At 48.9% G+C, this 12,672-nt stretch carries 11 protein-coding genes and 2 pseudogenes; 5 read left to right on the top strand and 8 right to left on the bottom strand.

Annotation, left to right across the window (positions count from 1 at the left end; genetic code table 11):
- Nucleotides 1–35: 35 nt before the first annotated feature.
- Together ACW73I_RS02610 and ACW73I_RS02605 are read right to left on the bottom strand one after the other, a co-directional pair.
- Nucleotides 36–1,649 (bottom strand): putative bifunctional diguanylate cyclase/phosphodiesterase, encoded by a 1,614-nt coding sequence (locus tag ACW73I_RS02610; protein WP_458027771.1) that lies wholly within the window; start codon nt 1,647–1,649, stop codon nt 36–38.
- A 24-nt stretch (nt 1,650–1,673) separates the two neighbouring features.
- Nucleotides 1,674–2,267: pseudogene (locus tag ACW73I_RS02605) on the bottom strand (PAS domain-containing protein); the annotation flags it as partial.
- Between the two features lie 85 nt (nt 2,268–2,352).
- Between ACW73I_RS02605 and ACW73I_RS02600 the strand changes: the two are divergent.
- Both ACW73I_RS02600 and ACW73I_RS02595 read left to right on the top strand, forming a co-directional pair.
- A pseudogene (locus ACW73I_RS02600) lies at nt 2,353–2,463 on the top strand (IS66 family transposase); the annotation flags it as partial.
- A 119-nt stretch (nt 2,464–2,582) separates the two neighbouring features.
- Nucleotides 2,583–2,774: a hypothetical protein gene (locus tag ACW73I_RS02595; protein ID WP_458027650.1), complete on the top strand. Its 192-nt coding sequence runs from the start codon at nt 2,583–2,585 to the stop codon at nt 2,772–2,774.
- Between the two features lie 79 nt (nt 2,775–2,853).
- Here ACW73I_RS02595 and ACW73I_RS02590 read toward each other — a convergent pair whose 3' ends face one another.
- From ACW73I_RS02590 to apaG, 4 genes are all read right to left on the bottom strand, one after another.
- Entirely contained in the window at nt 2,854–3,549 is a 696-nt protein-coding gene (locus tag ACW73I_RS02590) for an OmpA family protein (RefSeq protein WP_458027649.1), read from the bottom strand.
- 36 nt (nt 3,550–3,585) lie between these two features.
- The gene (locus ACW73I_RS02585) at nt 3,586–3,993 is read right to left on the bottom strand and encodes an exosortase system-associated protein, TIGR04073 family (protein WP_458027648.1); all 408 of its coding nucleotides are present in this window, start codon (nt 3,991–3,993) and stop codon (nt 3,586–3,588) included.
- Between the two features lie 235 nt (nt 3,994–4,228).
- Nucleotides 4,229–5,056 (bottom strand): symmetrical bis(5'-nucleosyl)-tetraphosphatase, encoded by an 828-nt coding sequence (locus tag ACW73I_RS02580; protein ID WP_458027647.1) that lies wholly within the window; start codon nt 5,054–5,056, stop codon nt 4,229–4,231.
- Complete coding sequence (gene apaG, locus ACW73I_RS02575) at nt 5,056–5,433, bottom strand: Co2+/Mg2+ efflux protein ApaG (protein ID WP_458027646.1); 378 nt, start codon at nt 5,431–5,433, stop codon at nt 5,056–5,058. Before apaG ends, ACW73I_RS02580 begins: the two co-directional genes overlap by 1 nt.
- A gap of 149 nt (nt 5,434–5,582) precedes the next feature.
- Here apaG and ACW73I_RS02570 point away from each other — a divergent pair, with 149 nt between their 5' ends.
- The 3 genes from ACW73I_RS02570 to ACW73I_RS02560 all read left to right on the top strand — a co-directional run bounded on the left by ACW73I_RS02570 (nt 5,583) and on the right by ACW73I_RS02560 (nt 8,142).
- Nucleotides 5,583–6,101 (top strand): ankyrin repeat domain-containing protein, encoded by a 519-nt coding sequence (locus ACW73I_RS02570; RefSeq protein ID WP_458027645.1) that lies wholly within the window; start codon nt 5,583–5,585, stop codon nt 6,099–6,101.
- Nucleotides 6,102–6,106: 5 nt separating this feature from the next.
- Nucleotides 6,107–7,480: a UDP-N-acetylmuramate:L-alanyl-gamma-D-glutamyl-meso-diaminopimelate ligase gene (gene mpl, locus ACW73I_RS02565; protein ID WP_458027644.1), complete on the top strand. Its 1,374-nt coding sequence runs from the start codon at nt 6,107–6,109 to the stop codon at nt 7,478–7,480.
- 281 nt (nt 7,481–7,761) lie between these two features.
- Nucleotides 7,762–8,142 (top strand): hypothetical protein, encoded by a 381-nt coding sequence (locus ACW73I_RS02560; protein ID WP_458027643.1) that lies wholly within the window; start codon nt 7,762–7,764, stop codon nt 8,140–8,142.
- A 263-nt stretch (nt 8,143–8,405) separates the two neighbouring features.
- Here ACW73I_RS02560 and glk read toward each other — a convergent pair whose 3' ends face one another.
- Together glk and ACW73I_RS02550 are read right to left on the bottom strand one after the other, a co-directional pair.
- Nucleotides 8,406–9,392, bottom strand: coding sequence for a glucokinase (gene glk, locus ACW73I_RS02555; RefSeq protein ID WP_458027642.1), 987 nt, complete (start codon nt 9,390–9,392; stop codon nt 8,406–8,408).
- Nucleotides 9,393–9,404: 12 nt separating this feature from the next.
- Nucleotides 9,405–12,662, bottom strand: coding sequence for a glycoside hydrolase family 15 protein (locus ACW73I_RS02550; protein ID WP_458027641.1), 3,258 nt, complete (start codon nt 12,660–12,662; stop codon nt 9,405–9,407).
- Nucleotides 12,663–12,672: the final 10 nt, after the last annotated feature.

Here is a 12,672-nt window from a genome sequence, read left to right as displayed (position 1 = left end):
CCAAATATCGGCATCAAATGGTCCGTATTCATTCGTTATTTATTGACGGCAAACCCATCGGCCGGGCTTGTCTGATTCAGCAATGCCTCGAACTCCGCAGCAGGAACGGGTTCGGAAAACAGAAAACCTTGACCGTAATCGCAGCCGGCCGCGATGAGGAGATCGCGTTGATCACTGGTCTCAACCCCTTCGGCAATGACTTTCATCCCTAATTTATGCGCCATTGCGATGATAGCCTCGCATACCACTAGATCGCTGGAATCCGGCTGTAAATTTTTAATAAAAGACCGATCTATTTTCAAATAATCGATATCGTACATTTTTAGGTAAGCTAGCGACGAATAGCCGGTACCGAAGTCGTCTATCGCCACCTGAATACCGGCATCGCGAAACAGCAATAATTTTTCGTTCACGATTGGCTTTTTATCCAATAACAGACTTTCGGTAATTTCAATCACCACGCTGTCGCCGGAAAGAGCTAGCTCGTGCATTTGTTCTATCCAGCCTTTGTAGAAAATTTCATCGTTCTGAAACTGCACCGGCGATTTGTTCACGCTAACCTGAAAATCGGCTCGATAGCGCTTGCGCCAGTGCATGACCTGCAACGCGGCTTGCTGAAACACCCAATTGCCAAGTTCAACGATTCTGCCGGTTTCTTCGGCAATAGGGATAAACTCAGCGGGACTGATCAAGCCACGCTCCGGATGCTGCCAACGAATCAAAGCCTCGGCTTTACGAATACTGCCATCGGACAAATCGATAATGGGCTGGTAATAAACCTGAAATTGATTTTCTGACAGCGCGATCCGCAAACCGGCGGAGAGCCGCATGCGCCGTTCTGCCCGGTCGCGCATAGACGGCATGAAATAGCTAAAGCGATCGCGTCCCTGACGTTTGGCCGAATACATCGCCTGATCGGCATTTTTGCATAACTCGTTGACATCGGTGGTGTCGTCGGGATAAATCGTGATGCCAATGCTAGCCGAAACATACAAGGTTTCGCCATCGAGCTTAAAAGGGGCAGCCAGCTTGGCCAAAATCCCGCGAGCAATCCGATCGGTAATGACGGCGTCTTCAAGCGTCGAAACGATGATGGTAAATTCATCTCCGCCTAAACGAGCAACGGTATCGGTTTCCCTCACACACGCACTTAAACGATTAGCGGTTTCTTTGAGCAAATGATCGCCTACGTTATGACCCAGGATGTCGTTAATTTCCTTGAAATGATCCAGATCGATAAACATCAGCGCAAGACGCAACCCGCCGCGATGCGCCTTTTTGATTTCTTGAATCAGTCTATCGTTGAACATGCGCCGATTTGGTAAGCCGGTCAAAGGATCAAAATTCGCTTGCGTCCAAATTAGCTCCTCGGCCTTCTTCTTATCGGTGATATCGGAAAACAAAGCGACCCGCCGGAAACAACTGCCATCGTCTTTATAAATACTGTTAATGGTTAGCCACTCCGTGTAAATCTCGCCATTCTTGCGCTTATTCCAAATCTCTCCCTGCCAAAATCCCGAACTATTGAGCTCTTGCCACATGGCGTCGTAGAATGCTTTATCGTGCAAACCGGAATTCAAGATACGCGGAGTTCGCCCTATCGCTTCCTCTGCGCTAAAGCCTGTGAGCACGGTAGAAGCCAACTGCATGTTTTCTTCGGTGCGCTTGCGTTCGCTGATGTCCTCGACAATGGACCAAATATAGCGATGGCCATCGCTGCCGGTAATCAAAACCCCGTTCAGACGCACCGGAATTCGGCGACCGTCGCGGTGCCAATATTCCTTCTCATACGGACCGTAACGGCCCGTGGTTTCCAACGCCTCCAATTGCCGCTCTTCCATCAGGCCGTAATCTTTCGGCGTCAACTGCCAGTAACTGAGGGTGTTCAATTCATCTAGCGTATAACCGAGCATCTCCTCCCAAGCTCTGTTCGCTTCGATAAAACGGCCATCCATGGCATTGCGGGCAATTGCCAACGGCGACATTTCAAACATCGCGCGCAATTTTTCCTCGCTTTCGCGCAGCGCCTGATCGGCTTGTTTTCGAGTGGTAATATTGCGGCTGATGCCAATAACGCCCAACAATTCGCCCTTTTCATTCAAATACGGGGTTTTCAAGGTTTCTAGGCATTCGCGGCGGCCGTCTGCATACACTACCCATTCTTCGTTGACCAGGAATTTACCCTGCGCTATAATTTCAAGATCCCGTTGCCGAAAAAACTCGGCGGTTTGCGCATCGAAAAAATCAAAATAGAAAGCGCGTTCTTGAAGAGAGCTTCGGTGGTATTGAGCAACTAATTAGTGCCAGCCCGAAAAGTATCATTTTCAGCTCTGCCATCCGGCTGATTTTGGGCAATCCATACTACTCTTCGCCAAAGAGCCTCATGTCGCATTCACCAATAACCGCGCTGAGCAGGCTTTACGCATGGCTAAGGTCAAACAAAAGATCTCCGGCTGTTTCCGGGCCATCCTGACCGTGTTATTAAGACAAACCGTCCAGCTTGGTTTTATATTTCCGTGTTGTCAACGTTAGTCTATGCTTACATGGCCGAATAAATATCGGGCAATTTCCGGGAGACAAAGATGAAATCTATGTTTGGCCTACTGCTACTGGTTAGCGTGCTACCAGGTTGCTCATCGCCTGCAGAAGACAATACGCAACCGCAAAACGACGTAGCCGGAGCAATAAACCAGCCTTTGGAAAAAGCCAAAGGACTTGAGCAACAGATACTCGATAACGCTGCGGAACGGCAAAAACAGGCGGATGAATTATAGAATACTAATTACGATCCGTATTTTGGATAGATGATAAGACCCCGCCAAACCAGCGCTGGCGGGGCTTTATGAAATGACGCTATTTTAGGTTGGGACAATCAACGTAATTCGGATGGGATGTGATGACTATCGCCACACGATTTTCCTGATTTGGCGTGTTATCCGGCCCCATGGCTTCGCCTATCGCCTTAACGGTCAACTGGCTAGACTTTGCCCCTTTTGCCATCAAGCGTTGAACCACATAATTGGCTCTTCTTTCCGATAAGGCTTGATTGTAAGCCGGGTTACCGACTGTATCAGTGGATGCGGTAACTGCAGCCGTCGCATCGGGATGTGCTTGCAGCCATCGGCCAACTCGGCCGATGGAATCGTCTTTCACTTTGAACGGCACATCTTGCGCCGTTTTAAAGTAGGCCACAGTCTCATGAGTCGCTTCAACATCGTGATGATTTTGACCATGAACTTCCGTTAGCCACATGCACATTTCCTTTTCCGATTCCATGCGATGAAACGCTGCGGATTTAGCCGCGCTCATGGCTTTTTGTTTTTCGTTTATGTTCCAGTAATGGTCGTTTTCCAAGTGGCCCAAAATGTTATTAGCCACTTCCAACTCTTCTTCGGACAGTTCTTCATGCAACATCGCTTGACCGTAATGACCGGCCCTGGAGGCATCGATTTCCGATTTTAAATCGCTGGTGTCAATTTTTGGGTTTGTGCACGCAGCCAAGGAGAAAACCAAAGCCGCGAATGGCATGTAAATGTGTTGTCTTTTCATGATGCTATCCTCATTAAAGAATTCGTCTTAGCAGGATTATTCGTCGTCGCCGTCATCCAACGGACCGTATTCGGTCCAGTAGCCCGGATAATGCAGGCCGAAGTAACGGCTGTCTTCGCTAAAACGATCCCAAACATAGGCTGGGGATGCATAATCACGCGTAGGTATCGGGGAAGTCACCAGCTCGGCAACGCCGACAAGCGAGCGGCTAACGCCATGCACGGTTCCGCGCAATACACCCCAGGTCATCCCTACAAATATGGTTTGGTCGCTGGAAATATTGATTATGTTTTTCGGAATTTCTATAAAACCGAATACGATATTCGCAAAACCTTGACTGACCTTTTCACTAAAACCTTCGATATAGCTCTCTGCATGGACTGTTGGTGCCGTCATCAGTGCGCCGGATAAAACACAGGCGGCCATAATTTTTTTTGTATTCATGAGTAGCTCCTTGTTTTACATATTTAGTGTCGCCCGCAAACGGATGGGCAAGCACGAAAATGGGTTGTAAGCAACAATCTGACTTTTATTGACAAAGCTAAAAAGTACCTCTCCACGTACAGCGGTAAGGTAACAATGCGCCCGAATCCTTGATTTTGTCAACCGATGTTTATTGGGACTGCAGTCCGCAACGACTAACCGAATCAAGGTCTAGCGGCTTTCAGTGATCGGACGTTTAACTTATAGCAGGATTTTGCTCGCAGTCGCAAGCAACACTGGTGCGCTCTGGTTGAGCGCCCAATTTTAAGGCGGTCAGTTGCCCTCCCCATAGGCAGCCGGTATCGATGGCAAACACATTGTCTTCCGCGTAATAGCCCAATGTTGACCAATGCCCGAAGATGACACGCATGTTCCGGCTTTTACGCCATGGAACCTTAAACCATGGCACTAAATGCGAAGGCTGACTGCCCGGAGGACCCTTTTGGTGGAAATCCAATTCGCCGTCGAGTGTGCAATACCGCAATCGAGTGAAGCAGTTTGCAGCAAAGCGCAGTTGTTCCGTCTTGGTCAAATCATCTTGCCAGACGGCAGGTCTATTACCGTACATGGAACGAAAAAAGCGTTGGTAATCGCGGCCTCCAATAGCCTTTTCCACTTCCCTCGCCATGGTTTTTGTCTGGGCGAAGTCCCATTGCGGCGGTAGGCCGGCATGCAACAAGCAGTACTCATCGTTATGATGAAATAAGCGCTGCTTTCGTAGCCAGTCGATCAATTCATCGCAATCCGCCGCGCGTAAGACCGGGCCTAACGTGTCTTTTTTACCGATGTTCGTCAACGAAACAACGGTCGCGATTAAATGCAGGTCGTGATTTCCAAGCACACTGACAGCCGATTCGCCCAATCCCTTGATAAAGCGTAGGGTTTCCAAAGAATGCGGTCCGCGATTGACTAAATCACCGACCAGCCAAAGTTGATCGTGCGTTGGATCGAACTTGATAACGTCAAGTAATCGCCTTAGCTCGTTGTAACAGCCCTGAATGTCGCCAATTGCATAAATCGCCATCAATGTATGGTTCTGGGTATAGACAGGGTAAATTTAGGTATCGCCGCGCTGAATTGTTCACCGCTATCGGATTGCATCTGATATTTTCCTTGCATCACGCCGACCGGGGTTTCAATCATGGCCGCACTGGTATAGCGGAACGAATCGCCCGGATTTAAATGCGGATGTTCCCCTACTACGCCTTCGCCGTTGACCTCTTGCACTTTACCATTAGCATCTGTGATGAGCCAATGCCGGGTTAATAGGCGGGCGGGAACGGAGCCAATATTGGTAATGGTTATGGTGTACGCAAACACAAAACGGTTTTGCTCCGGCGCCGATTGGGCTTCTAGATATTGTGGTTTTGCCTCAACTAATACTTTGTTTTTTTCGCTCATTGATGGATTATGTCACGCTGTATTTGAAGAAGCTCTGATTAAATTGATTTCATTCATTTTAAAGATCGCTTCTCAATATTTGTCATACTAACTGGCTAGAGATTAAGTCATTATTTCAACTCAACTGATAAGCAAACGCAAGCAAGCTCATGAAGATAAGCAAATTGCTGCTCGCCCTTTCTTTAACACTGCCCTTCCCATTATCGGCCGAGGATGGCAAAGACTTGTTTGCAGCCGCAGCGGCCGGCAAATTGGATAGGGTTCAAGCGTTGTTAGCGCAAGGCGTAAGCGCCAACAGCAAAATCGAACAAGGCAGAACACCGTTGATGATCGCCAGCTTCAACGGAAACCTGCGTATCGTTAAGCTTTTGTTGGGCTACGGTGCCGATGTCAACATGGCCGACAGCTTCGGGTCAACCGCGCTGTCGGATGCCGTGCTGTTCGGCGACGCGGATGTCGTCAAACTGCTGATCGTGGCAGGCGCGAATGTCAACGCTGCCGACAGCCAAGGCGTAAAAATCATCGATAAAGCCAAAAAACTGGAACGCGAAAACATCGTCGAGTTATTGGAAGAGGCGGGCGCAAACTCCGCGCCCGCTGAAATCGCATCGGACCAAAGCACAAAACCCGACGAACAAGAATCAACCCAAGAAAACCCAAAACCTTAAGCAAAATGAACTTACAGCAAAACCCTTTACATATTCACATCCTCGGCATTTGCGGCACCTTTATGGGCGGACTGGCATTGATCGCGCGCGAACTGGGCTATAGCGTCAGCGGTTCGGATCAAAACGTCTATCCGCCTATGAGCACACAGCTCGAACAGCAAGGCATTCGGCTGATGAACGGCTATGCGGCTAAAAATCTCGACTGCAAACCCGACCTGGTCGTGATAGGCAATGCGATGTCGCGTGGTAATCCGGAAGTAGAGGCGGTATTGAATCTCGGTCTGCGCTATACCTCGGGCCCTCAATGGCTAGCCGAGCACGTGTTGCAAGATAGGTGGGTATTAGCCGTTGCCGGCACGCACGGTAAAACCACCACTGCCAGCATGTTAAGTTGGATATTGGAATTCAACCATTTCAAACCCGGCTTTCTTATAGGCGGCATACCGTTAAATTTCGGCATTTCGGCGCGCCTGGGCGAGTCCGATTTTTTCGTGATCGAAGCCGACGAATATGACTGCGCCTTTTTCGATAAGCGTTCGAAATTCGTACATTACCGGCCACGCACCGCAATTCTTAATAACCTGGAATACGATCACGCCGACATATTCGAAAACCTCGATGCCATCAAAAAACAGTTTAACCATTTAGTGCGTACCATACCCGGCGAAGGTTTAATCATTACGCCTGACAATGAAAAACACGTTGCCGAAGTGTTGGAAGTCGGTTGCTGGACGCCTGTCGTAAAGACCTCCATAGGTGGTGACGGCAACTGGCGCGCCGAACTCCGGAAATCCGACGGCAGTTGTTTCGATGTGCATTTTAGCGGTCGAATCCAAGGCACCGTCCAATGGGACTTAACCGGACGGCACAACGTTTTCAATGCGCTATCCGCCATTGCCGCCGCCCGCCATATTGGAATAACGGCACAAGATGCGATAGCCGCATTGCGGCAATTTCAAAATGTCAAGCGCCGCATGGAAATCATCGTCCGAAAGGATGGCTTCACCGTATATGACGACTTTGCCCACCATCCCACTGCGATAAAGACCACATTAGACGGTTTACGTAAACAAGTCGGCAATGAAAAAATTCTTGCAATCGTGGAACCTCGCTCAAATACCATGAGGCTCGGTGTACATACCCAATCGTTAGCCGAATCGCTTGCGGAAGCCGACCAAGCGATCGTTTATCAACCTGAGAACCTTGGTTGGGATTTACGCCAATTGTTGAAATTTGCCGACAACATCCAGATTATCGACGACCTTGAAACCATCATAAATCGAATTCAGGCTGAATCCGGTGGCGTTTGTCATGTATTGTTAATGAGTAATGGCAGTTTTGGCGGGATCTATCAGCGTTTAAAAACCGATCTGAACTAAATCTAACCAATTTATTACGAATATATGACACGAGCAATTAAAAATATATATTCCACAATATTAAAAAGGAATTATTTGTTTCATAAAAACAACAAAATATCATAAATTATTTTTATAGCTTTAATCGCGCAACGTTTAAATATTTTATAATAGTATTATTTTTCTACCTGTGTTAATATGAATTTGCTAGGAAATAGCAACTAATTAATTTTAAATATGATTTCAATGAGAAAACCTATTTTTAATTAGACTTAAAACACCTAAATAATTCGAATTAACTTATGGAAAAATTTAAAAAAATTTTAGTTTCTTTAGTGATGTCGACGGCTCTGGCGATGTCATCATCTGCATTCGCTGAAGGGGCAACCGACGCGAAAGTCCGTGAGGCCGGTGAAGGCGCCCTTGCTGCAATGGAGGAAGCGGTAAACTTACAAGAACACGGTGCGGACAAGGAAGAAGTCAGTAATGCGTTAAGAGAAGTTCGTCAATTACAAAAAGAATTTCGTTTTGAAGGCACTGAACTTCTGCGTCAAAAAGCCGGAGATAAACTGAGAGTTGCACGAAAACAGGTCAATGAAGGCGACCCGGAGGCGACGGCTACTCTTAAAGAACTGTTGGAGATGTATAAAGAAATGATGACGCTTTATAAAGCGGCTCATTAAAAGTCATTCTATCGGTGTGTTAAGAAAATAATCTTACGCACCATTCGAGTATATTTCTCGTTCGTCCTTCGAGCTTATCTTAGGACGGACGAAAGAAATCCAAAACAGCCGAAAAACTCAGCTCTAAGCTATATATACCAACACCTAAAGGCCTATCGCTTAACAAAATCGGAGGGAATTAATCAATACTCGCTCTGATATCCGGTTTAAAAAGGGTAAACCCTGCATCCGCTTCGACAGATACCTTCAACAAAACGATAAATTCAGGTGTTGAAATAGTGCATTGCACCAATTAGCGGCGTTCTTGGATTGAGCGCCAACTTAACGGGCATTTTCTCCAACAAGGGTTTAAAACGCCCTTTCTCGGTAAATGCCTGCATGAATCCCCCTCCCTCCAACGCCGAACGGATTTTGGGGCCTATACCGCCACCGATGCGCAAACCGCCGGTAGCAAATGACTTCAACACAAGGTTACCGGCTTCCGCACCGTAAATTTCCACGAATAACCTGACCACTTCATTGCATACCTCATCTTCGCCGTTGATGCCTAAACGCGAGATCACCGCATTACGGTCTATACCGCTAATATGGGCATGATGACAAGTCGGCACAGCAGGGCACGGGGGAGCGAATTCGTATTCGACCAGAAAATCATACAAATGGCTAAACCCCATACCGGACAATATGCGCTCATAACTGACATGCTGCGGATAGCGATCGCGCAAAAACTGCAATAGTTGTTCTTGTTGTATATTCTGCGGCGCGAACGAGCAATGTCCACCTTCCGTGGCAATAGGATGATGTTGTTTTCCGTCCCAGTATAAAATCGCTTCGCCGAGACCGGTACCGGCGGCGATCACTGCAATGTTTCCGACTTGCGGCTCGGCGTTCGGGTTGAGCTCGACAAAATCGTCATCCTCCAGATAGAGCATGCCTACCGCCATAGCCTCCAAGTCATTGAGCAACTTGACCCTGTCGGTTCCTAATTGTACTTTGAGATCTTCGCCGTCTAAGACCCAATTCAAATTGGTCGCGAAGCAGCGTTGGCGCACTACGGGTCCGGCAACGCCGAAACAGGCTGAATCGATTGAAGGATTTTTCGGCAAGAACAGCGCGAGAATATCATAAAAGCTCTCATGTTCTCCGCTGGCAAAAGTGCGCTCCTGCACGCACGTCAATTGGCCGTCATCGCCCGTATCCAATAAAGACAAAACCGTTTTGGTACCGCCTATATCGCCGGCAAGAATCATGTTCGACCTCTTTTAACGTTCGTTGTTGAGCAAGAAAACCAGTGCATCCATAATACTGTTGGCCAGCGCGTGCGGCGGCCGCTGATAAAAAGCCTGCCATGCGAGAGAAACGCTTTCTTCATAGGAATTCTGATAATCGGGATGCTCCTGCAGCCAGCTTAGGCGCACCGCATGGCCGATTAAAATGTCGATGACTAAGGTGTCCTTGATATAGATGTCCGGATTGTTGCGTACGATGGATGCCAACGCCAGCAAAGCTTCGACGCTTAATTGCCGATACACGGGCGCCTGAATTTTGTTCAAGATGTGGCCTATATGTATCTTAAAGCTTTGCTCGCCGGCCGTCATGTGCGCCAACATCACTTCGCTGTCTATACGGCGTTTGCTGTTGTACTTTTCGCCGATCAACAAACCGTTACAGTGATGCAACAGCTCCCAAACCCCGCTGTAAAAGGCTTCGCTTTCGCGTCCGACGCTACCTTGCTGTTCCCGCCAAGCATACCAGTCGTCGGCCCCGCCAAAGTGCTTGGGGTCCATGCTGGCCGGAAAGCGAGCGGCCCCTAAATGTTGCTCGCCGTCGACATGTAAAGTTTCAACTAAACCCAGTTGCGTTTCGCTGTTACCGTAATCTTCCAGCGTCTCCTTGACTAATTGCGCCAAACGATGCGGTGGGAAGGATAGAATATCGTTAAACGCCTGGTCCAAGGATATGTTGCTTAAGCGTTTTTGCCTTGCGATCAGCATCTGCAGGATATGGCCTACCCGTATCGTATGCATATCGGCGAACAACGCCGGATTTTGCTTTATCAACATGCCCAAATAAATGACCAATTCCTGTATCAAAACCTGCTGGCTAATATCGTCCGGATTGAAACTGCGGATAATTTCGAGTATCTGCCAGGAATCGGTCGGCCGGCGCAATGTGGCCTTACCGCTATAGGCGCGCCCGACTGTCAAACCGTGTTGGCGCATCAAGATCTCGGTAGCGCCTTGCTCCAAGTTGATATCGTATTTTCCCAACAAACCGGCGCAACGGCGCACAACCTGCCATAAATGCATATTCCCTGCTCGGACGTAGATTTCTTCAAGTAAATCGCGTAAACGGCAAGGCGTGCCGATATCCGCGCACAAACCGGTTTCATAATCCAAGCCGTGCCGCTGAACCAAGAGCGCCAGGACTTCCAATTGCGCGTAGAGATTGGAATGGCTACGCAAGATATCCATTAAGGAATCGTCAGTATCGATTTCCCATTGGGTAACCTGAAAACTATCCATCATATGAGGACTTTCGTCGCCCTTGGGTAGCACGCCGGCAAACGGCCGCGCCGGCTCAACCCACAGGGCTTCGGAAAAACTAAAGTCGTGCAAATAGCCGATCTTTTCTCTACAAACGCTTTCCAAAAATCCATCTATCAAGCCTAAGCGTATCGGTTGGCCATTTAATTTGCCGGTCTGCAATTCGTGGATGAATTCCAACAGAATCTGTTTGTCTTCCGCCGACAGCATGTTGTGCTTGATATTGATCAGCACCAGCGGATTACCGGTCTTGTACCAATTTTGTGTGATATAACCCAGTTCCAGCCGCAAACGCTTAATCAGCAAACGGTTGTCCATTGCAATGTAAAAACCCTGCTGACTCATGAATTGCGGTAAAAACAACAAAGGCTCGCCGGCCAGAACATACAATTTGGAAGTAGAAAGCAAACGCAATTGCCTTAGAGGCCGGCCGGTCAAGCCCATGCGGTCGTTGCGTCCGACTTGAGTATAAGCTTGAGCCAATTCGCTGGCTTCGCGTACCTGGATCGGCGCCAATTCCGCTCTAGTCTGGCTGGGTATGCCTTCTCGCCGCAAATCGGCTTGTACCGCTTCGTCTTCCGCTAGCAGAGCGATCTGAACGCAGGGTTGGCGTTTAAAACCGGCGGCTTGGTGCCTTCCCAGCGGATCGATATCCTCTAAATCGATAAAACCGTCTTGCAGCAAACAACCTAGAATAAACAAACTTTGCGCCCATACCAGGGGAACATTCTGGTTTGGTAGACGCGTCTGACTGTGGGGATCCGTCTTTTCCGCCGCGACAGCCTCCTCAGGCACGATATACAGTTCCGGCAGTAACAACTGGCCATTTTCCTCTACCCGCAACTGCTCCAATTTTCGCCGGTAGTCCCAAGCGGCGTCCTTGTTGCCGGCAAACAAATGATTCAACAGCAGATAACAGAAAAACAACGGCCATTCGCATTCGATATCGGCAAACTGCTTCAATTCGTGCGGCTCATAGTGCAAACGATTATGGTCCTCCAAAACGGTTTGATGGCCGTCCAGCAAGAAGCGCTTGCAGCCGTAGCGGCCTTGCAATTTTTCCACGATCGATTCCTGCGTTTTCCCGCGCAACTCCGGATTGTCCACGGCGAAGGCCGGAAAACCCGTTACGCTCAATACCGCCGCATCGACTTCTTTGGAGATCGATTCCCTCGGCAATAAAGACTCCAGCGTAATGCGGCTACGCGCGATGTCGTCGCTGACCACATGTATGATGGAACTCTGTCCGCCATCCTTGCCGAACAAATTAAAGTTGGTCATCGCCTCCAGCGCGGCTTTGGCCATGCCGATCGAACTGGCATTGAGTTCGGCGACGCCGTGATTCATCTTATTGCCCCGCTCCCAGATGCCGTAGTCCGGCGTGCGGTAGGACCGGCTGACGTAATGCACCAGATTTTGTACGAAATTGACTTCGTCCAGGCTGAACACGATGCGCAAACCGGATGCCGTCATCTGCGCCAGCATCAGTAAGAACAAAGAAGTCGCGTCCAGTTGCAAGTGGCCCCATTCGTGATCGCCGACCACAATCGAGCCCGAGCGCGTGTCGTATTTCGCATGCAAGGCGTCCATAGGATCTTGCGTGTGCTTGAATTTTTCCACCTTATCGGTCTGACGCATCATCGCCGTGAGCAAACCGCGCATCAACTTAACGACGCTTTGTTCCAGTTCGTAGGTTCTGTCCCGGCGTACACCGGTTTTACGATAAGCCAGCGCCAGTCCCCAAGCCGCCAGTATGCTGTAGACATTGTCCCGCACCCAGGCATCGGTGTAATTGCCGTGCGTCGTCACGGCGGTACTTGCAGGCAGCAAGCCGCTGACCCAGTCTTGCCGATTCAGGATAATGCCCTGAACCTGAAGATAATAATCGTCCAACTTGTCGTGTACCGACCCGGGCTGGCTTTCGGAAGGCTCTGCGCTTAGAGGCGAGTTCTGGCTGAAAAATTGTTTGAACATGTTGGCGTAG

Source organism: Methylomonas sp. MgM2 (assembly GCF_054172045.1).
The sequence above is the reverse complement of the archived record's forward strand: the minus strand, read 5'-3'. Positions and strand labels throughout refer to the sequence as shown.